Here is a 459-nt window from a genome sequence, read left to right as displayed (position 1 = left end):
ACCAGCGCACCGAGCGGCTCCATCACGCCGGAGGCCGCCGCGACCAGTGCCGAGGCCAGTGCCGAGAGCCCGGTCGTCCGCAAGGCGAGCGCCACGGCCAGCCCTTCCGGGATGTCCTGGATGGAAATGGCCGTGGCCAGCGGCAGACCGACCGTCATGTCGCCGCCCGCGAAGCCGACGCCGATCGCCATTCCCTCGGGCAGGTTGTGCAGGGTAACGGCGAAGACGAACAGCCAGACGCGATTGATGCGGTCGGAGTCTGGCCCGCAGGGGCCGATCGACTCGTGTTCGTGCGGCGTGAAGCGATCCAGCCCGAGCATGAGCAACACCCCGAGCGCCAGGCCGAGCACGACGGTCCCGGCGCCCATCAGGTTGTTGCCTGTCAGCGACTGGGCCGCATCGAGCCCGGGCAGCAGCAGCGAGAAGGCACTCGCCGCCAGCATCATCCCGGCCGCGAAC

1 protein-coding gene is annotated in these 459 nt (G+C 70.2%); it reads right to left on the bottom strand.

Annotated features, from left to right (window positions below):
• The coding region (locus tag J5M73_RS31315) for a ZIP family metal transporter (RefSeq protein WP_207816952.1) at window positions 1–459 on the bottom strand (459 nt) is incomplete at both ends.

Source organism: Pseudomonas sp. 50_B, assembly GCF_017491625.1.
Taxonomy (GTDB): Bacteria; Pseudomonadota; Gammaproteobacteria; order Pseudomonadales; family Pseudomonadaceae; genus Aquipseudomonas; species Aquipseudomonas danubii.
The sequence above is the reverse complement of the archived record's forward strand: the minus strand, read 5'-3'. Positions and strand labels throughout refer to the sequence as shown.